Genomic DNA, 26,258 nt, shown 5'->3' on the forward strand with positions numbered 1-26,258 from the left:
CCCAGGGCGACCCGCACCCAGGACAGCGCACACCCGGGGCGCGGGCGGCTAGCGGCGCCGCCGGCGGGAGGACGTGCCGAACATCCCGCGCATGAGCTCGCGGCCCAGCTGGGTCCCGAAGGAGCGGGCCATCGACTTCAGCCCGCCGCCCAGCGCACCGCCCAGGCTGCCTACGACGTCGCCGAGGACGCCGCCGCCGTCGTGCCCCTCGCCGTCCCGTCGGTCCGTGTCCCGCGGGGCGGGGGGCTCGAGGTTCGGCGAGGGGAGCGGCGGCGGGGGTGGCAGGGGCGCGCCGGTCTGTGCGGCGGGCTCAGCCGCCTGCTTCTGCTCCGCGGCCTGCTGGAGCTTCTCGTAGGCGGTCACATTGTCGACGGCGGTCCCGTACCGCCCGAGGAGCGGCGAGGCCTGGACCGTGCTCGCCACGAGCGCGGGGTCCGAGGGGCCCATCTTCGACTCGGGGGCGCGCAGGCGCGTGAGGGCCACCGGGGTCGGGGCGCCCTTCTCGTTCATCACGGTGATGACGGCCTCGCCGATCCCTGCGGAGGTGAGGACCTCCCCAAGGTCGTAGTCGCTCACGGGGAACGTGGAGACGGTGGCCTTGAGTGCCTTCGCGTCCTCGGGCGTGAACGCGCGCAGGGCGTGCTGGACCCGGTTCGCGAGCTGCCCGAGCACATCGGCCGGGACGTCCTTGGGGGTCTGGGTCACGAAGAAGATGCCCACGCCCTTGGAGCGGATGAGCCGGACCGTCTGCGTGATCGCGTCGAGGAACGCCTTGGACGCGTTGTTGAACAGCAGGTGTGCCTCGTCGAGGAAGAAGACGAGCTTGGGCTTGTCTGCGTCGCCCACCTCGGGCAGGTCCTCGAAAAGGTCCGCGAGCAGCCACATCAGGAAGGTCGAGAACAGGAGCGGCTTGCTGGCCACCCCCGGAAGCTCGAGGCAGGTAATGACCCCACGCCCGTCGGGAGCGGTCCGGAGGAGCTCCGAGGTGTCGAACTCGGGCTCGCCGAAGAACTTCTCCATCCCGGCGGCCTCGAGCCCGACGAGCTCGCGGAGGATCACCCCGGCCGTGGCCTTGGAGAGCCCGCCGAGGTTCTCGAGCTCGTCCTTGCCCTCGGCGGAGGTGAGGAACTGGATGACGGCCCTCAGGTCCTTGAGGTCCGTCAGCTCGAGCTGGTTCTTGTCGGCGAAGTGGAAGATGAGCTGCAGACTGGATTCCTGCGTCTCGTTCAGTTCCATGACGCGCGAGAGCAGGATCGGCCCGAACGAGGTGATGGTCGCCCGCACGGGCACCCCGGTGCCTTCGCCGCCAAGCGCGAGGAACTCGACGGGAAAGGTCGAGGACTTCCACTCCTGCCCGAGGCCCTTGGTACGGGCCAGGAGCTTCTCGCTGCCCTCCCCGCCGGTCGCGAGGCCGGTGAGGTCGCCCTTCATATCCGCAAGGAACACCGGGACGCCGGCCGTGGAGAGCTGTTCGGCGATCATGTGCAGGGTGACGGTCTTGCCGGTGCCGGTCGCGCCGGCCACGAGCCCGTGCCGGTTCATCATGGCCAGCGGAAGGCCCACCTGCGCCTCCGGGCGGACCTCGCCGTCCACGATCGCCGCGCCGAGGGCCACGGTCGCGCCCTCGAAGACGTAGCCCTTCTGGATCGTGGACAGCTTCTCGTCGGTCGTCTTCGCCGTGCTGGTCTTCGCCGCGCTCGATTCAGCCATGCGGCTCAGCTTAGCGGGGAGTGACCCGCGCCACGCTGCTCGGCGGGCATCATGTCAGCGAGAGCCTCCTCCAGGCTGGTGAGCGGAAGGTCCGGGAACTCGGCGCGGCCGGGGGCGGGATCGAAGGACTCGTCGCCCGAGTCCTCCCACACCCCCGCCCCGGCCACCCGGGCCAGGAACGGCGAGAACGGCTTCGCGGCCACAGCCATGACGCGGAGCACCGGCGTCGGCACGCGCTGCACCGACCCGCGGCCCGCCTTCGCGATCATCGCCCCTGCAACCTCGTTGGCGGTGTGCGTCTCGGAGCCCCACTCGATCACGCGGTTCCTCAGCGCAGGGTCCGTCAGGGCGCGCACGACGACGGCCGCGGCGTCGTGCGCGGACGTGAAGGTCACCGGGGCCTCGCCCGAGCCGAAGACGGGCACCTTGCCCTTGGAAGCCAGGCCCTCGCCCATGATGTCGAGGCGCTGTTCGAGGATGGCTCCGAGGCGCACGATGGTCCACGCAATGCCGGAGGTGCGGGTGGCCTCCTCGGCTGCCGCCTTGCAGCGCAGGTACTCGATGGGGGCATTTTGGGCGGCGCCGTGCATCGACATCATCACGAGGTGGCCGACGCCGGCCTGTGCCGCCGCGCGCACGAGCCGGATCGCGCCGTCGCGGTCGACGCTGCGCTCGTCGGCGCCCTTGGGGATGCCGAAGCCCGAGGCGGCGAAGACGACCTGGCTGCATCCCTCGACCGCGCGGCGGCAGTCGGATTCGGAGGTGAGGTCCCCGCGGACGTACTCGGCGCCGTCGTCCGCCCCGCTTCCTGCCGGAGTGTCGGGGGAGGGGGCCGGGAACGGCTGGGAGGCGCCGCGCGCCATGACGCGCACGCGCTCGCCCCTGCGGAGCAGCTGGGCGACGAGCTCGCGGCCGAGGCGGCCGGTGCCGCCGACGACGAGGATCATGGCCGGCCTCCCGTCCCCACACCGGTGGTCTCGCGGACGGCGGCGTCGACGTCGCCCGATGCGTGCTCGACAGGCTCGAGGTAGAAGCGGACGGCCGAGATGAGGTCGTCGTCGAGGGTGAAGACCGAGACGCCGGCGAGATCGACGGGCACGCCGTCCCGTCGGGTGCCCCGCTGCCCCCACTCGACCCAGACCATGCCGTCCGGCGCCGTCGTCGCGCGGACGACGAAGGGAACAAGGTCCGGGATGCCGGCGAGGATGGAGGTCCAGTTCTTCCGGACCTGCTCGCGGCCCCTGAAGCCGCGGTCCGGGTGGATCGGGGTCTCGTTGAGGTAGTCCTCGGCGAAGCAGGCAACCATGCCGTCGAGGTCGTGGCGGCTGATGGCCTCGAAGACCCGGCGTACGGGACCTGCCGGGAGGAGGTCGATTCCTGAGGCGTCCATGACGTGCTCCTGTGTGCTGGGAAAGGTGGAGGCTGGTACGCTCAATTGAATACAGTTCACTGTATTGATTGGAGTATAGATCCGGTGCCACAGGCGGTCAACGGCTCGGGCCGCGCCCGCGGGTACGACGCGTCGCTCCGGCGAGAGCGTGCCGAGGCCTCGCGGCGCGAGGTCCTCGCGCGGGCACGCGAGCTGCTGCTGTCCCAGGGGTTCGGCGCGACGACGATCGCGCAGATCGCGCGGGCCGCTGGCGTCTCGGCCGAGTTCGTGTACAAGAACTTCGGCGGGAAGCCCGGTCTGGTCCGGGCGATCTGGGACCAGAGCCTCCTCGGTTCGGGCGACGTGCCGGCCGAAGTGCGCTCCGACGCCGCCCAGGAGGCCGCGACGGAGCCGCGCGCGCTCATGGAGCAGTTCGGGCGGTTCGTCGCCGAGGTCAGCCCGATCGGCTCGCCCGTCGTGCTTCTCGTCCGCGACGCCGCGGCCAGCGGGGACGCCGCGATGGCCGCGCTCCTGGAAGAGGTCGACGGCGCGCGGTACCGGCGCATGCTGCACAACGCCCGGCACGTGCTCGCCCGTGGGCTGCTGCGCCCCGGGCTCAGCGAGGCCGAGGTCGCCGACGTCTTCTTCGCCTGCACCTCTGCCGAGCTCTACGAGACGCTCGTCCTCAAGCGCGGCTGGAGCCATGAGCGGCTGGGGGAGTTCGTGGCACGGACGCTCACGGCGAACCTGGTGGCGGCACCGTAGGGACGGGACCCCGCAACGGTGGGGACGGGACCCCGCAACGGTGGGAGCGCCGTCAGGAGAGGAGCGCCGCCATGCCGGCCATCGCCGGGACGGCGACGACGGTCGTGATCAGCACGGTGTCCTTCGCGACCACGATCCCGTGGCGGTAGCGCTGGGCGGCGATGTAGACGTTCTGCGCGGTGGGCAGGGCGGCCGTGACGACCGCGGCGAAGAGCTCGTGCCCGCCGAGCCCCAGCGCGAACCGGGCGAACACGAAGGCGATGAGGGGGTGGACCACGACCTTCAGCGTCGAGGCGAGGGCCGTGTCGAGCCGCCGCCCGTCGTCCGCGCGCAGGGGCCGCGAGCCGTGCAGGGAGATGCCGAACGCCATGAGCATCGCCGGGATCGCCGCGCCGCCGATGAGGTGGATCGGCTGCATGATGAGCTCCGGCGGCGTCCACCGCGTTCCGGCGAGCACGAGGCCGATCATCGAGCCGATGATGTTCGGGTTCGTCACGATGGGGAGCACGAACTGCGCCGCGCGGGCCAGCCCCGGCTTCGCGGTCGCCGTCGTGCCGTCGAGGAGGAGCAGGTACGACGGCGTGAAGAGGGCCAGCTGGAAGATCAGCAGCGGCGCGACGAAGCTCGCGTCGCCGAGCACGAACACCGAGATGGGAATGCCCAGGTTCCCCGAGTTCGCGACGGAGGCGCTCATGGAGGCAATGAGGGCCTCGGGGGTACCGCGCCCGCGAAGCCAGCGGAACACCACGAACGAGACGAGGCCGATCGCGGTGGAGCTGACCGCGATCACGAGCAGGTGGGTGGAGAAGACGGCCCGCAGGTCGGAGCGCGCGAGGGTCTCCAGCAGGAGCGCCGGGCTGGCCACGAAGAAGGAGAGCCGGCTGAGCACTGCCTGCGCGCCGTCGCCCAGGATTCCCTGGCGGGCGCAGAACCACCCCACGCCGATGATGGCCCAGACGACGGCGAAGCCCTCGAGGACGCCTAGCATCGGCGGCCCCGTGCGCGCGTGGATGGGAAGCGGTTTCTCGGGGGCATGACCCCCAGCCTAGCGCCTGCCCGCGGTGCCCGGCGGGGGGACTAGTTCAGGTGCGCCTGGATGGCGAAGGGCGGACGCAGCATGCCGGCCCCGTTCCCCTCGGCCGGGTCGGTGCCGAGCTGGACGATCTTGTTCTCGGCGTCGACGTGGACCACCGTGGGGACGAACTCGCGCGCCTCGGCGTCGGACATCGAGGCGTAGGTGATGAGGATGACCAGGTCCCCCTCGTGGATGAGGTGGGCCGCGGCGCCGTTGATGCCGATGACGCCGGAGCCGCGCTCGCCCGCGATCGTGTAGGTCTCGAGGCGGGCGCCGTTGGTGATGTCGACGATCGAGACGAGTTCGCCGGGCAGGATGTCGGCGGCCTCGAGCAGGTCAAGGTCGATCGTCACCGAGCCGACGTAGTGGAGGTCAGCGTGCGTGACCGTGGCGCGGTGGATCTTGGACTTGAACATTGTGCGGTTCATCGCGCCCAATTCTACTCCGGACGCCGCGCCGGCTCTGTGGCGTGCGCCTCACGTGCGTCCGAGTGTGCGTCCGAGGATCGCCTCCGTGAGGGCATCGACGGCCGCCGAGTTCGCGAGGGGGTTGCGGATGAGCGTGAAGTCGACGTCCCCCACAGGCGGCAGGTCGAAGCGGTGGGTGATGATCTTCAGGTCCGTCGGCACGAGCGTCGTGGGCATGACGGCCACGCCCAGGCCTGCGCGGATCGCCGCGAGGACGCCCGCGATCTGCTTGGTGCTGCAGGTGACCTTCCACCGCCGCCCGCTCGCCTCGAGCGCCTGGATTGCGAGTGTGCGGGACAGGCTCGGCGCGGGATAGGCGACGAGCGGGACCGGGTCGCCGGGGTCCAGCGCGGTCTCCTCGACCCCGACCCAGGAGAAGGTGTCCTGCCGCACCACCGTGCCCTCCTGCGCCCCGGCCACCCACTTGATGAACACGAGGTCCAGCTGGCCGGCCTTGAGCCGGCGGTGGAGGTCATCGCTCTGGCTCACGGTCAGTTCGAGGTTCAGCTGGGGGTACGCGCGCCGGAACTCGCGCAGGATCCGGGGCAGCCCGGTGATCGCCAGATCGTCCGCCGTGCCGAAGCGCAGGCGCCCGCGCATGGCCTCACCGCGGAAGTAGCGCGCGGCGTCGTCGTGCGCGGCCAGGATCGTCCGGGCGAAGCCGGCCATCGCGTCGCCGTTGTCCGTCAGCCGCACGCCGTGCGTGTCCCGGACGAGGAGGAGGCGGCCGGCGGCCTTCTCGAGCTTGGCGACATGCTGGCTCACGGTGGGCTGGGCCAGGCGCAGCCGCTCGGCTGCGAGCGTGAAGCTCAGGTTCTCCGCGACGGCCAGGAAGCTGCGCAGGTGGGTCGGGTCGAACATGGTGGGAATGCTCCCCGAAAGCATTGCGGACCGCAATAGCAGTTAGAGGAGGAATAATCTTCCGCAATTGAATGGGCTCTGCCTAGCGTGGAGGCAGTCGACTTTCCAGGCCTAACGCTCCCGAACGACACCAGGACTCCTCCGTGACCTCGCCCAGCACAGCCCTGCCCTCAACTACGTCGGACAACCACTGCACCGCCTCCACGGCCCACGGCCGTCCCGCCGCGATCCCGCCGACCGGACCCATCGCCGTCGTGCCCGAGCGGCTCCCGTGGCGGCACACCTTCGTCTCGCTCTCCGTGCGGAACTTCCGCATCTTCGCCGCCGCGCACTTCGTCGCGGTGGTCGCGCTGTGGATGCAGCGCATCGCGCAGGACTGGATCGTGCTCGAGCTCTCCGGGTCGGTGACGGCCGTCGGCGTCACGGTCGCGCTGCAGTTCCTGCCCGTGCTCCTGCTCGGGCCCTGGGGCGGCCTCATGGCGGACCGCTTCTCCAAGCGCCGTCTCCTCCAGGGCTGCGCCGTGGCCTCCGCGCTGTGCGCCGCTGCCCTCGGGGCCCTGGCGCTCACCGGCTCGCTCGCGGTCTGGCACGTGTACGGCATCGCGCTCCTGCTCGGGATGGTCACCGTGCTGGACCAGCCGGCACGGCAGGTCTTCGTCAACGAGCTCGTCGGGCCCGCGTACCTCCGCAACGCGATCAGCGTGAACTCCACGACCTTCCAGCTCGGCGCTCTCATCGGACCCGCGGTGGCCGGCTGGCTCCTCACCGCCGTCGGCGGCGGGTGGGCATTCGCGATGAACGCCGTCGCGTGCCTCGTCACCGCATGCGCGCTCGGCGCCCTCCGGCGCGACGAGCTCACCGTCGCCCCGCCCACGCCCAAGTCGCCCGGCATGCTGCGGGAGGCGTTCGCCTACGCGTGGCGCAAGCCGACGATCCGCTGGCCCTGGACCCTGGCCGGCGTCGTGGCCGTGTTCGCGATGAGCCTGCCGGTGCTCCTCGCCGCCTACGCCGAGCACGTCTTCGGCGTGGGCGCCGCAGGGTACGGGCTCCTCAACACCATGGTCGCCGTCGGGGCGCTCAGCGGGGCGATCGCCTCGGCGCGGAGGGTTCGGCTGAGCCTGCGCACCGTGGTCCTCGGCGCGGGCCTGCACGGGTCGATGCTGGCACTCGCCGCGCTGGCGCCCTCGCTCCCGGTCTTCTGCGCGCTCGTCGCCGTCACCGGCTTCTGCGCCCTCCTGTTCCTCACGAGCGCGAACCAGCTCGTGCAGACCAGCTCCAACGTGGGGATCCGCGGCCGCGTCATGAGCCTGTACACGATGGTGCTCATCGGCGGACAGGCGCTCGGGGGCCCGCTCCTGGGCTGGCTCGCCGAGCATATCGGTGCCCACGCCGCGATGCTCGTCTCGGGCGGGGTGCCGGCCCTCGCCGCGGGGGTGCTCGGGCTGGTCCTGTGGAGGCGACGGGGACGCACCCGCGGGACGGCTTCGGCGGCCTGACCTGCCGGGCAGCGTGCAGGGCTAAGGCGATGGTGCCTCGATGAGCGCTCTGAGATTGCCGAGCTCTTTGGCGGCCTCGCGTCCGCCCAGAAGCGCGTGCTCTACAACTCGGCCGAGGACGCCCAGCCCGCGGGGCCACGACGTCACAACGCGGAGGCGGAGCCGGGTGCCGTCGCCGTCCGTGCTGAGCTCGGACGTGACGTCGAAGCGAAGCCCGAGGGAGGCGTCGGTGTGGGTGACGAGCCGTCGAGGGGGTTCCGACTCGATGACGGATGTGCGGGCGACCAGAGCTCTTCGCCGGGACGTGTAGGCCGAGCCTGCGGAAGCACCGTCCCCACCGAGGTCCTCGATCACGGGCGAGCCCGTCTCCCACTCCGGAATGCGCCGTGGGTCTGTGTACACGTGCCAGACCGCCTGGGGGGCCGCCTTGATCCATACGGAGTGCTCGATGACGCCCATAACGGTTCCAGTAGGCCGCGGTCCCCGAGAAGTGTCAATGCCGCACGGCCGGCGGCAGCGCGGACATGAAAGAACCCCCGGTCCGGGGGATCGGGGGTTCGTGGAGCGGCCGACGGGAATCGAACCCGCGTATCTGGCTTGGGAAGCGAGCGCTCTGCCATTGAGCTACGGCCGCGTTGCCCTGAGGCTTCCCCCAGCTTACAACACCGTCGGGGGTGGTCTGCGCAACCGGTGCGACGACCGTGGTCCGTGTGAACCGCGCGGGGAAGCGGCGCGCTCAGGCGGCGATGCGCCGTCGTGCGCTCCGGTAGGCCGACGGCGACATGCCCACCGCCTGCGCGAAGTGGGACCGCAGGTCCGCCGCCGAGCCGATGCCGGTGCCCTCGGCGATCCGCTCCACGGGGAGCTCCGTGGATTCGAGGAGGCGGCGGGCGGCGTCAGTGGGGGTGACGTCGAGGGCAGTGGGGGTGACCTCGGCGGTCGGCCTTGCCGGGGGTCCCTGCGGCGCCTAGGGTTCACGCATGGTCGCCGCCGAGCACACAGTCACGATCCGCCGGTCCCCAGCAGACGTCTACGCCTTCCTCGCGGACGGGCTCAACAACGCCCGCTGGCGCCGCAGCGTCCGCTCGGTCTCCCACACCTCCGGGGACCCGGGGACGGTCGGTGCGGTGTACGCGCAGCGCCTCGCCGGGCCCGGCGGCCGCGAGATCGACGGCGACTACGAGATCACCGAGGCGCGCCCGGGGGAGGTGCTGCGGTTCCGGGTCGTTGCCGGCCCAGCCCGCCCGCAGGGGGTCTTCCTCCTGGTTCCCGCGGACGACGGCGCCACGACCGTGAGCTTCGGCCTCACCTTCGAGCCCACCGGAGTCATGAAGCTCATGGGCGGCCTCATCCACAAGACCATGCAGTCCGAGGTCAACGAGCTCGACAGCCTCAAGGCCGTCCTCGAGGGGGCGCCCGCCGGCTGAAGCGATCCGGCGCGCGCCGGGTGAGCAGCCGAACGCGCCGACGCCCGCTACTGGGCGAGCCGGATCCCGGCCCAGCCGCCGCCGATCACGCGCGAGGCCCCGAAGGCGCCGCCGGCCACGGGCCAGTAGACGAGCGCGCCATCCGGGCGGACCGAGGCGACGCCGACCGTGTTGAGCCCGTCGAGCCCGCGCAGCACCCGGATCGGGCCCATCGAGGACCACCCAGTCCCGATCGTGGCCCGTGCCTCGTCGACGAGGCCCTGCTGCCCGAGCGAGCGGTGCAGGAGCAGCGCACCGTCCGAACGCCGCACCACGAGGTCCTCGAACCCGTCGCCGCTGAAGTCCACGACATTCCCCTGCCCGGCGGGCATCGAGGTCGCGAGGCGGCCGCGGTCCACGAGGTCGCCGAGCCCGCGGTTCGGGTACAGCCACAGGTTCCCCGCGCCGTCGGCCGCGAGGATCTGCGGGAGCCGGTTGTCGGCGCACCACTCGCCGAGGCTGATCGTCATGGTCTCCCAGCCGGACGAACCGAGCGTCACCTGCGCCGCGAAGCCGCCGCCCGGCAGGCCGCGCAGGAGCGTGAGCCTGCCGTCCTTCCACTGCACGAGCAGGTCCAGGAGCCCGTCGCGGTCCCAGTCCGTGACGTTGACCGTGATCGCGTTCGCATATCCGGTCCCGAGGTCGGTGGGCGCCCCGTAGCCGCCGCCGCGCGCGGGGTAGGCGCGCAGGGTCCCGTCCGAGGTGACGGCGACGAGGTCCGCGGTGCTCGTCAGCGCGGCCTTTGACATGTCCTGGGCGGTCGGCATGAAGCGCGCCGGCGGGGTGCACAGGGCCTTGTCCGCCTGGGCCACGGCCACGCCCCCGGCTGAGAGGGTCGGACTCGGGGTTGGGCTCGGCGAGGGCGCGGGCGCCGGGGTGCTCGAGCCGTTCGGCGCGTCGATCGTGCCCGAGGGGAAGGAGGTGTACCCGAAGAAGTCCACCACGCCCCACATCGCGTACCGGTTCGGAGTCGCGGGGTAGGTCCCGTTCGTGAACGTGATGCCGATGCCGATCACGTTCAGGCGCGGGTCGGTCAGGATCGCGTTGTGCGAGGGTGACGTCTTCCACCACTCGACGAGCTGCGCCGCATCCCGGTCCCAGCGCACGGCGATGACCTCGCCCGCGCCGTTGTTCGGGTTCATGGCCCGCGGGTCCGTCCAGAACGACGCCCGGTGCTCGATGACCTCTCGGCTCGCGATGCTGTCCGACCACTCCTGCGCGAGGTCCTGCACCGAGAGGTGGTACTTGACCGGATTGAGGCCCTTCTGCGCGCGGTAGGCGTTGATCGCGTCGAAGACCGCCCGGACCTGGGCGGAGTTGTCGTCCCGGACGAGGTTGCTCGTGTCGCCCATGGGCGCAGACAGCGGGGAGACGGCAGTGACCCCCGCGTCCATGGCAGCCGGGCCGCGCGCGGCGTCGACCGACTTCACGGGTGGGGGCGTCGGGGCCGTCTGGAGAGCGGCCTGTGGGGCTTCCTCGGCGGCGGCCAGCTGCACGGCTCTCGACCCGCCGCCGGGGTCCGCTGCCCCCGGCGGCGACGCGGCGGCGTCGTGCGCGGCGGCAGGCTGGGCGGCGACCGCCGGCGCTGTGGCGACGGACGACGGCGGGGACGCGGCCGGCGCTGCGGCGGCGAGGGCCGCGGCGGCCAGCACGGTGACGGCTGTCAGGAATCGTGGCATTCGCAAGCGTCCTTTCCCCGGACCGACCGGGAGGCCGATCACCTGCGTCACGATTGCAACACTAGTCCCGCGTGTCGCAGGCGGCAATCCTCGCGCTCCTGTCACAGCCGTGCTAGGGGAGCGGTCAGGCGCCCGGCCTGCGGTACTTTGGGAGGCGTGCTCCTTTCAGATCGCGACATCCGCGCGGAAATCGACGCCCAGCGAATCCAGCTCGCGCCGTACGAGCCCGCCATGGTGCAGCCGTCCAGCGTGGACGTGCGGATCGACCGGTTCTTCCGGCTCTTCGACAACCACAAGTACGCCCACATCGACCCCGCCCAGGAGCAGCCGGAGCTCACCCGGCTCGTCGAGGTCGAGGGCGACGAACCGTTCATCCTGCACCCCGGCGAGTTCGTGCTCGGCTCGACGTACGAGACGGTGACCCTCCCCGACGATGTCGCGGCGCGGCTCGAGGGGAAGTCCTCCCTCGGCCGGCTCGGGCTGCTGACCCACTCCACCGCCGGCTTCATCGACCCGGGCTTCTCGGGACACGTGACCCTCGAGCTCTCCAACGTCGCGACGCTGCCCATCAAGCTGTGGCCGGGCATGAAGATCGGCCAGCTGTGCTTCTTCCGGCTCTCCTCCGCCGCCGAGCACCCCTACGGCTCGGGCGAGTACGGCAACCGGTACCAGGGCCAGCGCGGCCCGACGGCGTCGCGGAGCCACCTCAACTTCCACCGCACCAGCATCTAGGGGCGCCGGGGCGGCACACCCCGCCGCCCCCATCCCCGGCGCCCGAGCCCTCCCCCGCACCACCCCGCCCCCGCACCCGCACCACCCCCGCAATTGTCGGGTTCCAGCGGGTGCGAGGGCGCCTCACCCACGTCAAGCCGACAATTGCGAGGCAGTGGCCGTCCTCGGCCGAGCCGCCCCGGTTCGCCGGGCCCTCGCCGACGCCAGGCGGAGGCGCTCCCCGATGAACCGGGCCACTCCGTCCCACCCGCGCTGCGTCACGTCTCGGGCAGAGACTACGACGTTGTCCCAGTCCTCATCCGTGACGGCGCGGTTGCGCCAGTTGTCGTTCGCCTGTTGGTCGGCACTCCGGTGATGGCCGCCGTCGTACTGGAGGGCGACCCGTTCCTCGACGAACGCCTGGTCCGGCCACGCGACGGCCCGGCCGTCGGGTCTGCGGATCACGTGGTTCAGAGAGGGCTCGGGCAGGCCAGCGTCCACGACGGCGAGGCGAAGCTTGGTCTCGGGGACCGAGTCGGCGCCGACCCTCACCAGCGCCAGCGCTTCCCTCGCGGCCGGGAGCCCGCGGACGCGGTGCTTGCGGTCGAGGAACTCCGTGATGTCCTCGATGGAGAAGAGGGGCTCGCGGGGCCGCGGGAAGTCCGGTGGATGGGCGCAGACGAGGTGGTCGCCGATCGCCACGAGGTCATCGCGGAAGAGGACCCCGGACAGGTCGAGCCAGGTTCGCAGGGGAGACGTCACGGCCAGACCATGGAAGTCCACCACGTCCTCCGGGCCGAGCTTCATCCGATGGCACACCACCCCGGGCCGTTCGGTCCGGGACCTCCCCGGGAGCCGCGTCACGTGGACGGAGAAGTCGTCCTGGAAGGCCAGCGGCAGGGGGAACCGCCAGATCCGCGCCGCGGTCGTGAAGCTGGCGACGCCTCCTGCGATCACGTCCAGGAGCGGCCGTACGGTGGCCTCGGGGGAGGGGGCGGCGTCCCAGGGGACGCGGACTCCTCGCGTGGGGATGACGAGGTCGGAGGCGCGGAGGCGGCTGCCCGACGCGCCGAGCGCACGGGCCTCCTCGAGCGAGAAGGACCGGCCCCTCAGCGGCTCGGGCAGTGGGCGTCGCGTTGTCATGCGAGCATCCTCGCCCGGCCGGGACTTCCGCGGGTCCACGTGGCCGACTTATCCACAGTGTGGAGGACCAATGACAATGGCCCCTCCCGCGAATTGTTGGCTTGACGCGGGTGCGACGGCTGGTGACCCACGCGAAGTCGACAATTCGGGGGGGCCGGGGGCAGGCGCGGGCCCGGGCGGGCCCGCGTCAGAGGGCCTGGCGGTAGAACCACTCGATGTGCTCGCGGACCAGGCGTGCGGAGCGCTCGCCGTCGCGGGCCTCGACGGCCTCGAAGATGCCCCGGTGGTGCTCGCGGAGCACGTGCACGGCGGCGTCCCAGCCGCCGCGGCGCGTGACGGCGTCGTCGATGTAGCCCCGGATGGCCTCGCGCAGCGACTCCATCATGGTGCTCACCACGACGTTGCCGGCGAGGGCGCTCAGGGCCACGTGGAACTGGGCGTCGAGGAGGGTGAAGATCTGCGACGGCAGGGCGTCGTCGTCCATGGCGTCGAGGAGGCGGCGCGCGTCGTCGAGCTGGTCAGGGGTCCAGGGGGCCGCGGCGGCGTGCTCGAGGGACCACGTCTCCATCATGATGCGGGCCTCGACCACGTCGTTGACCGGCAGGTGGTGGCTGGCGACGTGCATCCGCAGCGCGACGCCGAGCGCCGAGGAGGGGTCCGAGACGACGATCGTGCCCGAGTTCGGCCCCGACCCCGTGGCCGAGCGAAGGACGCCCAGGACCTCCAGCGAGCGGATCGCGTCCCGCACCGAGGCCCGCGAGATCCCGAACTGCTCCGCGAGGGCGCGCTCGCCCGGCAGCCGGTCGCCGAGCTTGAGCTCGCCCGAGCGGAGGCTGTTCTCGATGTGGCGCAGCACCACGTCGTGGGCGCGGCCGGTGGCGGTTTCAGACATGGGGTCCATTCTTCCGCACGCGCGCCCGGGAACGGACGACGCCGGCCCCCGCCACCGGCGCGTTGGGCACCGGGAGCGGGGGCTCGCCGTCGTGCGGGGAGGACGCCGGACGGGCTACGGCAGCATCCATCCGAGGACCGGGGTGGACTGGAGGAACACGAGCGTGCACAGGACCAGGAGCATGCCCAGGCTCCACCACACGACCTTCCGCAGGATGGTGGACTCCTGCCCGTCCATGCCCACGGACGTCGCGGCGATCGCGAGGTTCTGCGGGCTGATGAGCTTGCCGACGACGCCGCCGGAGGTGTTCGCCGCGACGAGCAGCGCGGGGTCGATGCCCGCGTGCTGGCCCGCGGTCTGCTGGAGCTTGGCGAACAGGGCGTTCGCGGACGTGTCGGAGCCGGTCACGGCGGTGCCGATCCAGCCGAGGATCGGCGAGAGGAACGCGAACGCCCCGCCCGCGCCGGCGAGCCACGTGCCGATCGCGACGGTCTGGCCGGAGAGGTTCATGACGTACGCGAGGGCGAGGACCAGGACGATCGTGAGGGCCGCGAAGCGCATCTTGACCGCCGTGCGCCACAGCTCGGCGAGGGCGTCGGAGACCTTGAGGCGGAACCGGCCGCGGCCGTCGTTGAGCGAGTACACGAGCGCGATGATGAGCCCCGAGATGAAGAGCATGGTGCCGGGGCCCGAGAGCCACTGGAACGTGTACACGGTCGAGGAGAGGGGCTTCCCGTCGATGCCGAGGACGGCGTCGTGGAGGATGGGCCAGTTGACCTTGACGTCGGTCGCGGCGAGGGCCGCCGGGATGTCGAGGCCGAATCGCCACAGCTTCGAGACGGAGAACACGACGATGACGAGGAGGTAGGGGAACAGCGCCATCCACGTGCGGGCGCGCGTGAGCGTGGCGTCTGCCGCGCCGGGTCCGGCGGGGACGGCGGCGGGGACGCCGAGGCGCGCGCGGGCCTCCGCGGCCCCGCGGGGCCGCCAGACGCGCAGGAACGCGATCGCCGCGCCGAGGCCGACGAGGGAGGCGACGACGTCCGTGAGCTCGTAGGAGAAGTAGTTCGAGCAGAGGAACTGGGCGATGCCGAAGGCGATGCCGGTCACGAGCGCGGGGGCCCAGGCGTCGCGGAGGCCCCGCACGCCGTCGACCAGGAGCAGGAGCAGGAGCGGGACGACGAAGGCGAGGAGCGGGGTCTGGCGTCCCACGACGGCGCCGATGTGGTCCGCGGGGATGCCCGTGAGGGCGCCGGCGGTGGTGATCGGGATCGCGATGGCGCCGAACGCGACCGGCGCGGTGTTGGCGACGAGCACGGTGGCGGCGGCGCGCAGCGGCTTGAGGCCGATGGCCATGAGCATGGTCGCGGTGATCGCCACGGGCGCGCCGAACCCGGCGAGGGCTTCGAGGAGGCCGCCGAAGCAGAAGGCGATGAGGATCGCCTGGATGCGCAGGTCCCCGTTGCCGATCCGGTCGAAGATGCGGCGCAGGTCCTCGAACCGCCCGCTGCGGACCGTCACCTGGTACAGCCAGACGGCCATGAGGACGATCCAGAAGACCGGGAACGCGCCGAAGACCGCGCCCTGGGTGGCGGCGAGTCCGGCGAGCGGGGCAGGCATCCGGTAGGCCACTACGGCGACGACGAGCGCCGCGAGCAGGGCGAACGCCCCGGCCACATGGGCGGAGGTGCGCACGATGGCGAGCAGCACGAAGAACGTGAGGAGGGGGATGAGGCCGATCAGCGCGGAGACGGCAACACTGCCGGCTACCGGATCGGTCACGGGGGTGAAGGTCATGCGGGCTCCTGCGGAGTGGTAACCGGGGCGACGGCGACGCTGGCGCCGATGTGGTCGGACCTTCGTGGTCCGACCACGTAACCTAGCACACATTCCCGCCCTTGTGACAAGGGGCACAGGTGTGGTTGCATGGTCTGACCACATGCCCGCCGCCCGTCCGGGAGGACCTCCATGACCATGCGCACGACGACGAGCGCCCGCCTCGCAGACTCGCGCCCCGCGGCCGCCTCCCCCGCGGCCGCACCCCGGAACCTGCTCGCCGACGACCTCGCCGCCGCGCTCGGAGCCGATGCCGTGACGACCCGGCCCCTGGACCTCCACGCCAAGGCGCACGACGCCTCGCACTACCTGCTAGTGCCCAGCGTCGTCGCGGCCCCCCGCACGGAACAGGACGTGGCGCGCCTGCTCGCGGCGGCCGCACGCCACGATACCCCGGTCACGTTCCGCTCCGGCGGCACGAGCCTCTCGGGCCAGGCGATCACCGACGGCATCCTCGCGGACACGCGGCGCAACTTCGGCCGCATCGAGGTGCTCGACGGCGGGAAGCGCGTGCGGGTGGAGCCCGGCGCGACGGTGCGCGCCGTCAATGCCCGCCTGGCCCGCCACCGCCGCGCGCTCGGGCCCGACCCCGCCAGCGAGATCGCCTGCACGGTGGGCGGCGTCGTGGCGAACAACTCCTCGGGCATGCACTGCGGCACCGAGGCCAACACATACCGGACGCTGGCGTCCCTGAGGTTCGTCCTGCCCTCGGGGACGGTCATCGACTCGGGGGACCCCGCGGCGTCGTCCGTCTTCGCCGCACGCGAGCCCGAGCTGCACGAGGGGCTCGCGCGGCTGCGGCGCCGGATCCTCGCCTCCCCGGACTCGGTGGCGCGGATCCGGCACCAGTTCTCGATGAAGAACACCATGGGGTACGGCCTCAACGCGTTCCTGGACTTCGAGGACCCGCTGGACATCTTCGTCCACCTCATCGTCGGGTCCGAGGGGACGCTCGCGTTCGTCGCGGAAGCGGTGTTCGACACGGTGGAGGTCAAGCCGCACGTCGCGGCGGGCCTGCTCGTCTTCCCGGGCGTGCGGGCGGCCGCCGCCGCGGTCCCCGCGCTCGTGGCCGCGGGTGCGGACACCGCCGAGCTCATGGACGCGGTGTCCCTGCGCGTCTCCGCGCGCCTGCCCGACTGCCCCGAACAGATCCGCGCCCTGGACCTCGCCGACCCGGCCGCGCTGCTCGTCGAGTTCACGGCGGGGAGCGCAGAAGAGCTCGCGGACCGCGCCGCCTCCGCGGACGCGCTCTTCGCGGGGCTCGGCCTCGCCCTGCCCGTGGCGATGACCAGGGACGCCGCAGAGCGGGCGGCGCTGTGGAAGGTCCGCAAGGGCCTGTACTCGACTGTGGCGAGCGCCCGCCCGTCCGGCACGAGCCAGCTGCTCGAGGACATCGCGGTCCCCGTCCCGGCCCTCGCCCAGACGTCCCATGACCTCGCCGGGCTCCTGGCCGAGCACGGCTATGCGGACCCCGTCATCTTCGGCCACGCCAAGGACGGGAACCTCCACTTCATGATCAACGAGGACTTCTCCACGCCGGACACGCGCCGGTACGAGGACTTCACCGAGGAGATGGTCAGCCTCGTGCTCGGCGCGGGCGGCACGCTCAAGGCAGAGCACGGCACCGGGCGCATCATGGCCCCCTACGTGCGCCGCCAGTTCGGCGACGAGCTCTACGAGGTCATGAAGGAGGTCAAGCGCCTCGCCGACCCGCGCGGCATCCTCAACCCCGGCGCCGTCCTCTCCGATGACCCCCGCTCGTACCTGGCCGACCTCAAGGTGACCCCGACCGTCGAGGAGGAGGTGGACCGCTGCGTCGAGTGCGGGTACTGCGAGCCGGTCTGCCCGTCCCGCTCCCTGACCCTGACCCCGCGCCAGCGGATCACCCTCCGCCGCGACGCCGAGCAGGCCCGCGCGGAGGGCAACGAGGAGCTCGCGCGGGCCATCATGGACGGCTACGACTACGACGGCGTCTCGACCTGCGCCGTCGACGGCATGTGCGGCACGGCCTGCCCCGTGGGCATCAACACCGGCGACCTCGTGCGCCGGCTCCGCGCCGACGCCGCCGGCCGCGTCGAGTCCGCCGCCTGGAACGGCGCGGCGCACTCCTGGGGCGCGGCCTCCCGCGTGGGCGGGGCGGCGCTGAGCGCGGCCGCCGCCCTGCCCTCCGCGCCGATCGAGGGTGCGACGCGCCTGGCGCGGAAGCTCCTGGGCGACGGGATCCCGATGTACGACGGCGCACTGCCGGGCGGCGGCTCCCCGCGTCCCCGGCGGCGGGACGACGCCGCGGAGGCGGTCCTGTTCGCGGCGTGCATCGGCACGATGTTCGGGCCCGAGGACGGCGGCCACCCCGGCGGGGCGTCGGGGGCGTTCCTGGACGTCTGCGACCGCGCCGGCGTCCGCCTGCGCACCCCTGAGGGCCTCGGCTCGATGTGCTGCGGCACCCCGTGGAAGTCCAAGGGCATGACCTCGGGCTGGGAGCACATGCGCTCGGTCGTCGTGCCCGCCCTCGTCGAGGCGAGCGACGGCGGGCGGCTCCCCGTCGTCGTCGACGCCTCCTCCTGTGCGGAGGGGCTCGCGGTCATGCTGCGCTCTGCCGCGGAGGCCCTGCCGGCGGCCGCGGCCCTGCGCGTGGTCGACGCGATCGAGTTCGCCGCCGGCCTCCTGCCCCGGCTCGAGGTGCGCTCCCCCATCCCCTCGATGGCCCTGCACCCGACCTGCTCCGGAACGATCGCTGGGACGACGCCGTCGCTCGCCGCGATCGCCGCTCACATCGCCGACGAGGTCTTCACGCCCCTCGCGGCCGGATGCTGCGGCTTCGCGGGCGACCGCGGGCTCCTGCACCCCGAGCTGACCGCCTCGGCCACGACGCCCGAGGCGGCAGGGATCGAGGAGGCCGAGCGGGAGCGCGGGGGCCGCTTCGCCGAGTACGCCTCGAGCAACCGCACGTGCGAGATCGGGCTCACCCGCGCCACCGAGCGCCCCTACCGCCACGTCCTCGAGCTGCTGGCGGCGGCGACGCGCCCCTGACGCGCCCCTCACGCCACGCCGTCCGGCCGGAAGGTGTGGTGTGATTGCCCACACATCGCTATGTTATGGTCAGACCACATGGTCCGGGGTCATCCCGGGCTGAGAGAGGACACCATGAGAATCGCGCTCTTCGCGACCTGCATCGTGGACGCGATGTACCCCCGCGTCGCGCAGGCCACGGTGGAGATCCTGGAGCGGCTGGGGCACGAGGTCGTGTTCCCGTCCGGTCAGGCCTGCTGCGGCCAGATGCACGTCAACTCGGGCTACTTCCCCGAGGCGCTCCCCGTCGTCGCGAACCACGTCCGCACCTTCGAGTCCGGCTTCGAGGCGGGGGAGTACGACGTCGCCGTCGCCCCCTCCGGCTCGTGCGTCGCATCGGTGAAGCACCAGCACGCGATGGTGGCGGACTGGGCGGTGGAGCACGGGGTCAAGGGCGCCGACAGCACGCTCGCCGGGCGGGCCGACGCAGTCGGCGCGCGCACCTACGAGCTCGCACAGCTCCTCACCGACGTCCTCGGCGTCACCGACGCCGCCGCGCAGCTCGGCTCCTACCTCCCTGGCACCATCACGTACCACCCGTCGTGCCACGGCATGCGGCTGCTCCGCCTCGGCGACCGGCAGCGCGCCCTGCTGTCCACGGTCGAGGCGCTGGACGTGGTCGACCTCCCCGACGCCGAGCAGTGCTGCGGCTTCGGCGGCACGTTCTCCGTGAAGAACGCGGATGTCTCCTCCGCGATGCTCGCCGACAAGGTCGCAAACATCTGCGGCACCGGCGCCGAGGCGTGCGCCGGCGGGGACGCGTCCTGCCTCATGCACATCGGGGGCGGCCTCTCCCGGGAGAAGCGCACGACGGCGCAGGGCCGCCCCGTGCGGACCGTGCACCTCGCGGAGGTGCTCGCCTCGACGAGGGAGAACCCGCTCAGGGTCGACGGCGAGCTCGCGCTCGCCGGCCAGCCGGCCGGCGCGAAGGGAGGTGCACGATGACCACGGTGAGTCTGGGGATCCCGGCTGTTCCGCCGCGCGGCTTCGGCAACATCTCCGCCCTCGAATCCTTCCCGAAGGCCGCCCACCGCGAGCTGGGCAACGCCCAGCTGCGCGCAAACCTCGGCCACGCGACCCACACGATCCGCGACAAGCGACTCCGCGTCGTCTCCGAGCTGCCGGACTGGGAAGAGCTGCGCGAGGCCGGTTCGGCGATCAAGGCCGAGGCCATGGAACGCCTGCCGGAGCTGCTGGCGCAGTTCGAGGAGCAGTTCACCGCCCGCGGCGGCACGGTGCACTGGGCCCGCGACGCCGCGGAGGCGAACCAAATCGTCGAAGGCCTCATCCGGGAGCGAAACGCGACCGAAGTGGTCAAGGTCAAGTCCATGGCCACCCAGGAGATCGGGCTCAACGAGTACCTCGAGGAGCGCGGCATCGCCGCCTATGAGACGGACCTCGCCGAGCTGATCGTCCAGCTCGGGCACGACAAGCCGTCCCACATCCTCGTCCCCGCGATCCACAAGAACCGCACCGAGATCCGAGACATCTTCCTCGCCGAGATGCCGGACGTGGACCCCGCCCTCACCGACGAGCCGCGCCGCCTGGCGATGGCTGCCCGCGCGCACCTGCGCGCCAAGTTCCTCTCCGCCCGCGTGGCGATCTCGGGGGCGAACTTCGGCATCGCCGAGACCGGCACGCTCGGCGTCGTCGAGTCCGAGGGCAACGGGCGCATGTGCGTGACGCTGCCGGAAACGCTCATCACGGTCATGGGCATCGAGAAGGTCCTGCCGCGCGCCGAGGACCTCGGAGTGTTCATGCAGCTGCTCCCGCGCTCCTCGACCGGGGAGCGGATGAACCCCTACACGTCCCTGTGGACCGGCGCGACGCCGGGGGACGGGCCCTCCGACGTCCACGTCGTGCTGCTGGACAACGGGCGGACCCGGGCGCTCGCGGACAGGCACGGCCGCTCGGCCCTGCACTGCATCCGCTGCTCGGCGTGCATGAATGTGTGCCCCGTGTACGAGCGGACCGGAGGCCACGCCTACGGCTCCACCTACCCGGGGCCGGTCGGCGCGATCCTCTCGCCGCTGCTCACCGGCGTCGAGGCGGAGGAGAACAAGTCTCTGCCGTACGCGTCCTCGCTGTGCGGGGCCTGCTTCGACGCATGCCCGGTGAAGATCAACATCCCCGAGATCCTCGTGCACCTGCGCGGCGAGGACGTCGAGGCCCGGCGCTCGAAGCCGGGGGCGCGGCACCTGCCCTCACAGTTCGACCTTGCCATGGCGGGGGCTTCCTGGGCCATGTCCGACGGCGCGCGCATGGGCCTGCTCCAACGCGGGCTCCCGCTGGGGCGGCTTGCGGCGGGGCGGGACCGGGTCATCGGGAAGCTCCCGGGCCTCGGCGCCGGCTGGACCCAGAGCCGCGACATCCCGGCGCCCCCCGCGGAGTCGTTCCGGCACCAGTGGGCCAAGCGGGAGAAGCTGAACACGTCCGAGGAAGGGGAGGCGAAGTGAGCGCCCGCGACGACATCCTGGCCAGGGTCCACGCGGCCCTCGGCACCACCCCCACCCCCGCCCCCGCCGAGGTCACCCCGGGTGGTGCCGAGGTCACCCCGGGTGGCGCCGAGGTCACCCCGGGTGGCGCCGAGGTCACCCCGGGTGGCGCCGAGGTCACCTCTGGTGGGGCCGAGGTCACCCCGTTGTACCGCACGACGTCGGGCCTCACCGAGGACGAGCTCGTCGCCCTCCTGGTGGACCGACTCGAGGACTACAAGGCCCGCGTGGAGGTTGTCGCCGCGGAAGGCCTGGCCGAGGCCATCCGCGCACGGCTCGAGGGCAAGGCCTTCGTCGCCCCCGACGGCCTTCCCGCCCACTGGCTCCACCCGGGCCTCAGCGAGCGCAGGGTGACCGACTCGCGCGAGGCGCCGCTCGCCGTCGTGCGTCTCGACGAGCTCGACGCCGTGGTGACCAGCTCCGCGGTGAGCATCGCCGAGACCGGGACGATCGTGCTGGACGGTTCCCCGGACCAGGGGCGGCGGGCGATCTCGCTCGTGCCGGACCACCACGTGTGCGTGGTGCCGGTGGAGACAGTTGTGGGCATTGTGCCCGAGGGCTTTGCGCGTCTCGACATCACGCGTCCGCTCACGTTCATCTCTGGCCCGTCCGCGACGAGCGACATCGAGCTCGAGCGCGTCGAAGGCGTCCACGGGCCGAGGACGCTGGACGTCATCATCGTTCGCTGAGGTGCTGAGGAAGGTCCCTATCCTGACGCCGGTTGCCCGACAGACGCAGCGCGACTGAGCATGGCCAGGGGTGACCTCGGCGCCACACGGGGTGATCTCGGCGGCAGAGGGGGTGACCTCGGCGCTCAGGTGGCCCGCTGCCGCTCGACGACCTCGGCGAGCTCCGCGAGGCGGCTCGCCCGCGCCGCCTCCGCCGGGGTGAACGGCATGCCGGGCCGGATCAGCACGAGCGGCGCGTCCCACGGCGTCGGGATCTTCAGGACCGTGCCCGTGGCGTGCCACTCGTCCGGTACCGCCCGGTCGGCCGGCACACGCCGCGCGGACAGCAGCTCCGCCGCGGCGTACGGCAGCTCGGCCGGGGCCGCGGCGACTCTCGCCGCGAGGGACAGCGCGCGGGTCGGTCCGTCGGCGAGGGCCAGCGGCGTCGTTGGCCAGACTCGGGCGGCCGCCCCGCCGCCGTCGCCGATCGCGTGCAGGAGGTCCTGCTCGCTGAGCCCGCCGGGCGCGGACAGCACCAGCTCGTCCACCACGCCGCTGCGCACCGGCTGCGCCTGGATCCCGAGGATGTTCACCTCGAGCCGGGCCAGCTCATGCGTGAGGTGCTCGAGGGCGCCCGGGGTGTCAGGCAGGGTGGTGCGGGCCCGCCACAGAGCGGGTGCGACGTCGAGCTGCCGCCGCCTCCGCAGCGCGGGGGCATGCAGCCAGGACCGGAACAGCCGTCGCGCGCCGGGCTCGGCGACCCAGATGACGAGCGCCGTCGCGGTCACCGCGAGCAGTGCGACCTTGAGCAGGAGCGGCCACCCCGTTCCCACGACCGCGGCGTGCACCGCGAGCTCGATCGGCAGCATCGCAGCGACATTGGCGAGGGTGAGCCGCAGCTTGGTCGGCTCGGGGAAGCGGCCGCAGACCTCGCAGGCCAGCTCCGAGGGCGGGGGAGTGTGCGTGAAGGTGCTCATGGCACCCATCCAAGCTGAGGCCTGTTTCGCCCGGGTTGCCGGGCCGTTTAAGCTCGACGCCGCGTGCTCGCCTCAGAAGCGGACCTTGGCCTGCGCGGGTTTGCGGCCGCGCGGGCTGCGGAGGGCCCGCACCATCGGCTCGACGAACCGGGCTGCGAGTGGGCCCATGACGGCCATCAGCAGGACATAGGCAGTGGCCAGGGCGGCGAGCTCGTCGTTGACGGCACCCGAGGCGACGGCGAGACCGGCGATGACGATCGAGAACTCCCCGCGTGCGATGAGGGCAGCGCCGGCGCGCGCGCGGCCGGGCACGGCCACCCCGGCGCGGGCGGCGGCCCACCAGCCGGTGGCCACCTTGGTCACCGCGGTCACCACCGCGAGGATGAGCGCCCAGCCGAGGACTGGCGGGATGGTCGCGGGGTCCGTGTTCAGGCCGAACGCGACGAAGAAGATCGCCGCGAAGAGGTCCCGCAGCGGTTCGAGGACGCGGGAGGCGTTGTGCGCCGTCGTGCCCGAGATGGCGATGCCGAGCATGAACGCCCCCACCGCTGCCGAGACCTGCAGCGCCGAGGCGACCCCGGCGACGAGGAGCGCAAGGCCGAGCACGTTCAGGAGGAACACCTCCGAGTTCTCGCTGTGCACGGCCTTGGAGACGTGGTGCCCGTGCCGGAGCGCGATCAGCAGCACGAGGGTCACGACCACGAGCGAGATGCCCACGGTCTGCAGCCCCCCGAGGAAGCTGACCCCCGCGAGCACGGCGGTGAGGATCGGCAGGTAGAGGGCCATCGCGAGGTCCTCGAACACGAGGATCGCGAGGATGGTCGGGGTCTCGCGGTTGCCGAGCCGGCCCAGATCCGTGATGACCTTGGCGACGATTCCCGAGGAAGATATATACGTCACGCCTCCCATGACGAGCGCCCCGACCCCACCCCAGCCGAGAAGCAGGGCCACCCCCACTCCCGGGAGGAAGTTCAGGACGAGGTCCATGACGCCGGCCTGCCACGACCGCCGCAGCCCGGTGACGAGCTCTTGCGCCGTGTATTCCAGCCCGAGCATAAGAAGGAGGAGGATGACGCCGATCTCGCCGGACAGGTGCGCGAAGTCCCGCACGCCCCCCAGGTCCACGACGCCGCCCGCGCCGAACAGCAGCCCGCCCACGAGGTAGAGCGGGATCGGCGACATGCCGATCCTCCCGGCCAGACGGGCCAGGAGCCCGAGGGCGAACACCACCGCCCCCAGCTCGATGAGGGTCAGCGCGAGGCGGTCCATCGCCGGTCAGCCGTTGCGGAGGATCTTGGCCGTCTGGTCGAGTCCCTCCTGCGTGCCCACGGCCACGATGAGGTCGCCGGTGCGGAGGACGACGTCGGGCGCCGGCGAGGCGAGCACCTCTCCTTCGCGCATGATCGCCACGATCGAGACGCTCGTCCGGGTGCGGATCGCGGCCTTGCCCATGGGCTGGTCCCGGAAGGGCGAGTCGGCGGAGATGTGGAACTGGCGGGTCGTGATGCCGGGCACCTCGCGGTGCTCCTCGGTCAGCTGCATGACGATCCGCTGGCCGCCGAGCAGGTTGCCGAGCGTCGTCGCCTCGTCGCCGGTGAGGGGGATCGAGGCCTGGCAGGTGTCAGGGTCGTCCCAGTCGGAGATGATGAGCTCGGTCTCGCCGTCGCGGTGCGTCACGACCCCGATCCGCCGACCAGACTGGGTCATGAAGTCCTTGCGGACCCCGAACCCCGGGAGGTCGGTCTCGTCAACGTTCATGGGACAACTCTAGTCTGTTGGGCCGCGGCTCCGGGCTGTCCGATTCGGGTCCGCTGCCTCCCGCCCCCCACCCATTTCGGGTACGCCAAATTCAGGCCCAGCCGGTTTCGGGTACGCCAAATCCAGGCCCAGCCGGTTTCGGGTACGCCAAATCCACGCCCAGCCGGTTTCGGGTACGCACGACGCCGGGTGAGCGGCGCGCGCTGCCGACCCACGCGGCGTCGTGCGTACCCGAGATGGCGGTGGGACGTCTTTGGTGTACCCGGAACGGCGGTGGGGCGCTTTTGGTGTACCCGAGATGGGGGTGGGGGGTCTTTGGTGTACCCGAAACGGATCAGGCGGCGGGGACGACGGCCGTCGCGACCTTTGCCGGGGGCTTGACGGGCAGCAGGACCAGAAGGCCCGCGAGCAGCACGGCCATGATTCCCACGATCCCCCAGCGCTGCGCCTGCCCCGGGGCGACGAGCGGCGCCGCGATCGCGATGCTGAGGCTGAACAGGGAGGGGGCGAGGAAGCTGACGGCCCGGCCGGTCGTGGCATAGAGGCCGAACAGCTCCCCGGCCTCGCCGTCCGGCGCCAGCCGCGCCAGGTACGCGCGGGCCGAGGACTGGGCCGGTCCCACGAAGAGGCACAGGAGCAGTCCGAACACCCAGAACGTCAGGGGCCCGGTCCACTCCATCCCTGCCAGGGAATGGGTCTGGTTCCCAAGGGCCAGGATGGCGCCGGCGGCGACGAGCAGGCCCACGAGCGAGCCCACGATGACGCGCTTGGGGCCGACCACGTCGTCGAGCACACCGCCCAGGACGGCGCCCGCCGCCGCGACCACGTTGCCGAAGATCGCGAAGAAGATCACCTGGCTCAGCGAGAACCCGAACGTCCCGGCCGCGATCACCCCGCCGAAGGTGAACACCGCCGCGAGCCCGTCCCGGAACACGGCGGAGGCGAGGAGGAAGTAGATGGTGTGCGGGCTCGTGGCCCAGATGGCCCGGATGCGCCGCCACAGGAGCGCGTAGGAGGCGAAGAACCCGAGCCGCGCCTGGCGCCGGCGCGGCACCTCCGGCACGGCGAACAGCACCGGCAGCGAGAACACGATGATCCACAGCATCGAGAACACCGCGACGAGGCGGATGTTCAGGGACTCCTCGGTCGAGGCGCCGAACCAGGCGAACGCGGGCTGGACGAAGAGGACGAGCACGAGCAGCAGGGCCACGATGCCGCCGAGGTACCCGGCGGCCCACCCGAAGCCGGAGACCTTCCCGATGGTCCTGGGTGTCGCGATCTGGTCGAGCATCGCGTTGTAGTTCACCCCCGCGAACTCACTGAACACGTGCCCGGCGGCGATGAAGGACGCACCGAGGACGAGCAGCTCCGGGCGCGGGTAGACGAAGAAGCAGGCCCCCGTGAGGACGGCCACGACTCCGGTGTTGACCCCGAGCCAGAGCCTGCGCCGGCCCCCCGAGTCCGACCTCTGCCCTGTGACGGGCGCGAGCAGCGCGATCGCGAGCCCTGCGATCCCGAGCGCCGCGCCCAGGACCGAGGAGGCGTGGTCCTCGGAGCCGAACGCCTTCGAGGTCAGGTAGACGGTGAACACGAACGTGGTCATCACCGCGTTGAAGGCCGCCGAGCCCCAGTCCCAGGCCGCCCAGGCCATGACCTGGCGGCGCCGCAGGGGAGCGGTATGGCGGGAGAGTTCGGAGACCCCGGACGTCATACTCGGCACTCTAGCGGTTGATAGACTGCTGGGACTGAACCCAACTGATGTGCCCCCAACTGATGTGCCGCCGCACCCAACGCTGAGACAACTGAACTTCTAATGAGCGG

The 26,258-nt window shown here is 72.0% G+C and carries 23 protein-coding genes, 1 tRNA gene and 1 pseudogene; 8 read left to right on the top strand and 17 right to left on the bottom strand.

Annotated elements, in window-relative coordinates:
- Window positions 1-48: 48 nt before the first annotated feature.
- Genes ACQ5BE_RS16620 through ACQ5BE_RS16630 form a run of 3 tightly spaced genes read right to left on the bottom strand, consistent with a single transcriptional unit; the run spans window position 49 to window position 3,100 of the window.
- On the bottom strand, window positions 49-1,710 hold the full coding sequence (locus ACQ5BE_RS16620; protein WP_430298096.1) for a helicase HerA-like domain-containing protein: 1,662 nt from the start codon (window positions 1,708-1,710) through the stop codon (window positions 49-51).
- A 5-nt stretch (window positions 1,711-1,715) separates the two neighbouring features.
- The gene (locus ACQ5BE_RS16625; protein ID WP_430298097.1) at window positions 1,716-2,657 is read right to left on the bottom strand and encodes an SDR family oxidoreductase; all 942 of its coding nucleotides are present in this window, start codon (window positions 2,655-2,657) and stop codon (window positions 1,716-1,718) included.
- On the bottom strand, window positions 2,654-3,100 hold the full coding sequence (locus ACQ5BE_RS16630) for a nuclear transport factor 2 family protein (RefSeq protein WP_430298098.1): 447 nt from the start codon (window positions 3,098-3,100) through the stop codon (window positions 2,654-2,656). The genes ACQ5BE_RS16625 and ACQ5BE_RS16630 overlap by 4 nt, the downstream gene beginning before the upstream one ends.
- A gap of 84 nt (window positions 3,101-3,184) precedes the next feature.
- Between ACQ5BE_RS16630 and ACQ5BE_RS16635 the strand changes: the two genes are divergently transcribed.
- Entirely contained in the window at window positions 3,185-3,844 is a 660-nt protein-coding gene (locus tag ACQ5BE_RS16635; protein WP_430298099.1) for a TetR/AcrR family transcriptional regulator, read from the top strand.
- Between the two features lie 52 nt (window positions 3,845-3,896).
- Here ACQ5BE_RS16635 and ACQ5BE_RS16640 read toward each other — a convergent pair whose 3' ends face one another.
- The 3 genes from ACQ5BE_RS16640 to ACQ5BE_RS16650 all read right to left on the bottom strand — a co-directional run bounded on the left by ACQ5BE_RS16640 (window position 3,897) and on the right by ACQ5BE_RS16650 (window position 6,247).
- Complete coding sequence (locus tag ACQ5BE_RS16640) at window positions 3,897-4,832, bottom strand: AEC family transporter (protein ID WP_430298100.1); 936 nt, start codon at window positions 4,830-4,832, stop codon at window positions 3,897-3,899.
- Window positions 4,833-4,921: 89 nt separating this feature from the next.
- Window positions 4,922-5,347, bottom strand: coding sequence for an aspartate 1-decarboxylase (panD, locus tag ACQ5BE_RS16645; RefSeq protein ID WP_208710523.1), 426 nt, complete (start codon window positions 5,345-5,347; stop codon window positions 4,922-4,924).
- 48 nt (window positions 5,348-5,395) lie between these two features.
- Complete coding sequence (locus tag ACQ5BE_RS16650; RefSeq protein WP_430298101.1) at window positions 5,396-6,247, bottom strand: LysR substrate-binding domain-containing protein; 852 nt, start codon at window positions 6,245-6,247, stop codon at window positions 5,396-5,398.
- A 143-nt stretch (window positions 6,248-6,390) separates the two neighbouring features.
- Here ACQ5BE_RS16650 and ACQ5BE_RS16655 point away from each other — a divergent pair, with 143 nt between their 5' ends.
- Window positions 6,391-7,743, top strand: coding sequence for an MFS transporter (locus ACQ5BE_RS16655; RefSeq protein WP_430298102.1), 1,353 nt, complete (start codon window positions 6,391-6,393; stop codon window positions 7,741-7,743).
- Window positions 7,744-7,764: 21 nt separating this feature from the next.
- Here ACQ5BE_RS16655 and ACQ5BE_RS16660 read toward each other — a convergent pair whose 3' ends face one another.
- The 3 genes and pseudogenes from ACQ5BE_RS16660 to ACQ5BE_RS16670 form a co-directional block, all read right to left on the bottom strand.
- Window positions 7,765-8,202, bottom strand: a complete 438-nt coding sequence (locus ACQ5BE_RS16660) for an SRPBCC family protein (protein WP_430298103.1) — start codon at window positions 8,200-8,202, stop codon at window positions 7,765-7,767.
- A gap of 101 nt (window positions 8,203-8,303) precedes the next feature.
- A tRNA-Gly gene (locus ACQ5BE_RS16665) sits at window positions 8,304-8,377 on the bottom strand.
- A gap of 102 nt (window positions 8,378-8,479) precedes the next feature.
- Window positions 8,480-8,629: pseudogene (locus ACQ5BE_RS16670) on the bottom strand (AraC family transcriptional regulator); the annotation flags it as partial.
- Between the two features lie 94 nt (window positions 8,630-8,723).
- On the opposite strand from ACQ5BE_RS16670, the gene ACQ5BE_RS16675 reads away from it, so the two are divergent.
- Complete coding sequence (locus ACQ5BE_RS16675) at window positions 8,724-9,170, top strand: SRPBCC family protein (protein ID WP_208710519.1); 447 nt, start codon at window positions 8,724-8,726, stop codon at window positions 9,168-9,170.
- Window positions 9,171-9,217: 47 nt separating this feature from the next.
- Here ACQ5BE_RS16675 and ACQ5BE_RS16680 read toward each other — a convergent pair whose 3' ends face one another.
- Window positions 9,218-10,888, bottom strand: a complete 1,671-nt coding sequence (locus tag ACQ5BE_RS16680) for a CAP domain-containing protein (protein ID WP_430298104.1) — start codon at window positions 10,886-10,888, stop codon at window positions 9,218-9,220.
- Between the two features lie 156 nt (window positions 10,889-11,044).
- Between ACQ5BE_RS16680 and dcd the strand changes: the two genes are divergently transcribed.
- Window positions 11,045-11,620 (top strand): dCTP deaminase, encoded by a 576-nt coding sequence (gene dcd, locus ACQ5BE_RS16685; protein WP_430298105.1) that lies wholly within the window; start codon window positions 11,045-11,047, stop codon window positions 11,618-11,620.
- Between the two features lie 132 nt (window positions 11,621-11,752).
- Here dcd and ACQ5BE_RS16690 read toward each other — a convergent pair whose 3' ends face one another.
- The 3 genes from ACQ5BE_RS16690 to ACQ5BE_RS16700 all read right to left on the bottom strand — a co-directional run bounded on the left by ACQ5BE_RS16690 (window position 11,753) and on the right by ACQ5BE_RS16700 (window position 15,431).
- Window positions 11,753-12,742, bottom strand: coding sequence for a hypothetical protein (locus ACQ5BE_RS16690; RefSeq protein ID WP_430298107.1), 990 nt, complete (start codon window positions 12,740-12,742; stop codon window positions 11,753-11,755).
- A 187-nt stretch (window positions 12,743-12,929) separates the two neighbouring features.
- The gene (locus ACQ5BE_RS16695) at window positions 12,930-13,634 is read right to left on the bottom strand and encodes a FadR/GntR family transcriptional regulator (RefSeq protein WP_208710516.1); all 705 of its coding nucleotides are present in this window, start codon (window positions 13,632-13,634) and stop codon (window positions 12,930-12,932) included.
- Window positions 13,635-13,748: 114 nt separating this feature from the next.
- Complete coding sequence (locus ACQ5BE_RS16700; protein WP_430298108.1) at window positions 13,749-15,431, bottom strand: L-lactate permease; 1,683 nt, start codon at window positions 15,429-15,431, stop codon at window positions 13,749-13,751.
- A gap of 171 nt (window positions 15,432-15,602) precedes the next feature.
- On the opposite strand from ACQ5BE_RS16700, the gene ACQ5BE_RS16705 reads away from it, so the two are divergent.
- From ACQ5BE_RS16705 to ACQ5BE_RS16720, 4 genes are all read left to right on the top strand, one after another.
- Window positions 15,603-18,500: an FAD-binding and (Fe-S)-binding domain-containing protein gene (locus ACQ5BE_RS16705; RefSeq protein ID WP_430298109.1), complete on the top strand. Its 2,898-nt coding sequence runs from the start codon at window positions 15,603-15,605 to the stop codon at window positions 18,498-18,500.
- 114 nt (window positions 18,501-18,614) lie between these two features.
- The gene (locus ACQ5BE_RS16710; RefSeq protein WP_430298110.1) at window positions 18,615-19,484 is read left to right on the top strand and encodes a (Fe-S)-binding protein; all 870 of its coding nucleotides are present in this window, start codon (window positions 18,615-18,617) and stop codon (window positions 19,482-19,484) included.
- Entirely contained in the window at window positions 19,481-20,995 is a 1,515-nt protein-coding gene (locus ACQ5BE_RS16715) for a lactate utilization protein B (RefSeq protein WP_430298111.1), read from the top strand. The genes ACQ5BE_RS16710 and ACQ5BE_RS16715 overlap by 4 nt, the downstream gene beginning before the upstream one ends.
- Window positions 20,992-21,723 carry a LutC/YkgG family protein gene (locus ACQ5BE_RS16720; protein WP_430298112.1) on the top strand — a complete coding sequence of 244 codons (732 nt, stop codon included), beginning with the start codon at window positions 20,992-20,994 and terminating at the stop codon, window positions 21,721-21,723. The genes ACQ5BE_RS16715 and ACQ5BE_RS16720 overlap by 4 nt, the downstream gene beginning before the upstream one ends.
- A gap of 125 nt (window positions 21,724-21,848) precedes the next feature.
- On the opposite strand, the gene ACQ5BE_RS16725 is transcribed toward ACQ5BE_RS16720, so the two are convergent.
- The 4 genes from ACQ5BE_RS16725 to ACQ5BE_RS16740 all read right to left on the bottom strand — a co-directional run bounded on the left by ACQ5BE_RS16725 (window position 21,849) and on the right by ACQ5BE_RS16740 (window position 26,148).
- A complete protein-coding gene (locus tag ACQ5BE_RS16725; protein ID WP_430298113.1) occupies window positions 21,849-22,679 on the bottom strand; it encodes an amino acid-binding protein in 831 nt (276 codons plus the stop codon).
- A gap of 72 nt (window positions 22,680-22,751) precedes the next feature.
- Window positions 22,752-23,948 carry a cation:proton antiporter gene (locus ACQ5BE_RS16730; RefSeq protein WP_430298114.1) on the bottom strand — a complete coding sequence of 399 codons (1,197 nt, stop codon included), beginning with the start codon at window positions 23,946-23,948 and terminating at the stop codon, window positions 22,752-22,754.
- A 6-nt stretch (window positions 23,949-23,954) separates the two neighbouring features.
- Window positions 23,955-24,437 (bottom strand): cation:proton antiporter regulatory subunit, encoded by a 483-nt coding sequence (locus ACQ5BE_RS16735; RefSeq protein WP_208710511.1) that lies wholly within the window; start codon window positions 24,435-24,437, stop codon window positions 23,955-23,957.
- A 334-nt stretch (window positions 24,438-24,771) separates the two neighbouring features.
- Window positions 24,772-26,148 carry an MFS transporter gene (locus tag ACQ5BE_RS16740; RefSeq protein WP_430298115.1) on the bottom strand — a complete coding sequence of 459 codons (1,377 nt, stop codon included), beginning with the start codon at window positions 26,146-26,148 and terminating at the stop codon, window positions 24,772-24,774.
- Between the last annotated feature and the right edge of the window lie 110 nt (window positions 26,149-26,258).

It is taken from the genome of Sinomonas sp. B1-1 (assembly GCF_050474465.1).
Lineage (GTDB): Bacteria > Actinomycetota > Actinomycetes > Actinomycetales > Micrococcaceae > Sinomonas > Sinomonas flava.

Excerpts from the sequence above, each read along its gene's own strand:
- ACQ5BE_RS16620 (WP_430298096.1), bottom strand. The coding sequence starts at position 1,710 with ATGGCTGAATCGAGCGCGGCGAAGACCAGCACGGCGAAGACGACCGAC.
- ACQ5BE_RS16625 (WP_430298097.1), bottom strand. The coding sequence starts at position 2,657 with ATGATCCTCGTCGTCGGCGGCACCGGCCGCCTCGGCCGCGAGCTCGTC.
- ACQ5BE_RS16630 (WP_430298098.1), bottom strand. The coding sequence starts at position 3,100 with ATGGACGCCTCAGGAATCGACCTCCTCCCGGCAGGTCCCGTACGCCGG.
- ACQ5BE_RS16640 (WP_430298100.1), bottom strand. The coding sequence starts at position 4,832 with ATGCTAGGCGTCCTCGAGGGCTTCGCCGTCGTCTGGGCCATCATCGGC.
- panD (WP_208710523.1), bottom strand. The coding sequence starts at position 5,347 with ATGAACCGCACAATGTTCAAGTCCAAGATCCACCGCGCCACGGTCACG.
- ACQ5BE_RS16650 (WP_430298101.1), bottom strand. The coding sequence starts at position 6,247 with ATGTTCGACCCGACCCACCTGCGCAGCTTCCTGGCCGTCGCGGAGAAC.
- ACQ5BE_RS16660 (WP_430298103.1), bottom strand. The coding sequence starts at position 8,202 with ATGGGCGTCATCGAGCACTCCGTATGGATCAAGGCGGCCCCCCAGGCG.
- ACQ5BE_RS16675 (WP_208710519.1), top strand. The coding sequence starts at position 8,724 with ATGGTCGCCGCCGAGCACACAGTCACGATCCGCCGGTCCCCAGCAGAC.
- ACQ5BE_RS16680 (WP_430298104.1), bottom strand. The coding sequence starts at position 10,888 with ATGCCACGATTCCTGACAGCCGTCACCGTGCTGGCCGCCGCGGCCCTC.
- ACQ5BE_RS16690 (WP_430298107.1), bottom strand. The coding sequence starts at position 12,742 with ATGACAACGCGACGCCCACTGCCCGAGCCGCTGAGGGGCCGGTCCTTC.
- ACQ5BE_RS16695 (WP_208710516.1), bottom strand. The coding sequence starts at position 13,634 with ATGTCTGAAACCGCCACCGGCCGCGCCCACGACGTGGTGCTGCGCCAC.
- ACQ5BE_RS16700 (WP_430298108.1), bottom strand. The coding sequence starts at position 15,431 with ATGACCTTCACCCCCGTGACCGATCCGGTAGCCGGCAGTGTTGCCGTC.
- ACQ5BE_RS16705 (WP_430298109.1), top strand. The coding sequence starts at position 15,603 with ATGACCATGCGCACGACGACGAGCGCCCGCCTCGCAGACTCGCGCCCC.
- ACQ5BE_RS16710 (WP_430298110.1), top strand. The coding sequence starts at position 18,615 with ATGAGAATCGCGCTCTTCGCGACCTGCATCGTGGACGCGATGTACCCC.
- ACQ5BE_RS16715 (WP_430298111.1), top strand. The coding sequence starts at position 19,481 with ATGACCACGGTGAGTCTGGGGATCCCGGCTGTTCCGCCGCGCGGCTTC.
- ACQ5BE_RS16725 (WP_430298113.1), bottom strand. The coding sequence starts at position 22,679 with ATGAGCACCTTCACGCACACTCCCCCGCCCTCGGAGCTGGCCTGCGAG.
- ACQ5BE_RS16730 (WP_430298114.1), bottom strand. The coding sequence starts at position 23,948 with ATGGACCGCCTCGCGCTGACCCTCATCGAGCTGGGGGCGGTGGTGTTC.
- ACQ5BE_RS16735 (WP_208710511.1), bottom strand. The coding sequence starts at position 24,437 with ATGAACGTTGACGAGACCGACCTCCCGGGGTTCGGGGTCCGCAAGGAC.
- ACQ5BE_RS16740 (WP_430298115.1), bottom strand. The coding sequence starts at position 26,148 with ATGACGTCCGGGGTCTCCGAACTCTCCCGCCATACCGCTCCCCTGCGG.